The sequence below is a fragment of the Bacillus sp. GbtcB14 genome, from assembly GCF_019091205.1.
In the GTDB taxonomy this organism is placed as follows: Bacteria; Bacillota; Bacilli; order Bacillales; family Bacillaceae_G; genus Bacillus_A; species Bacillus_A cereus_AG.
The window spans coordinates 1-253 of record NZ_JAGXJT010000215.1; the positions used below are offsets into that span (position 1 = coordinate 1).

A 253-nucleotide genomic window follows, 5' to 3' on the forward strand; every position below is an offset into this window, starting at 1 on the left:
GGGGCAGATTCGAACTGCCGAACCCGAAGGAGCGGATTTACAGTCCGCCGCGTTTAGCCACTTCGCTACCCCTCCGAAACTTACATGGTGCCGGCTAGAGGACTTGAACCCCCAACCTACTGATTACAAGTCAGTTGCTCTACCAATTGAGCTAAGCCGGCGTATATTATTAAGATAAATGGTGGCTCGGGACGGAATCGAACCGCCGACACGAGGATTTTCAGTCCTCTGCTCTACCGACTGAGCTACCGAG

The 253-nt window shown here is 53.4% G+C and carries 1 tRNA gene; it reads right to left on the reverse strand.

The window, feature by feature from the left end:
* Positions 1-85 precede the first annotated feature (85 nt).
* Positions 86-161 (reverse strand) — tRNA-Thr (locus KVT31_RS29760).
* Positions 162-253: the final 92 nt, after the last annotated feature.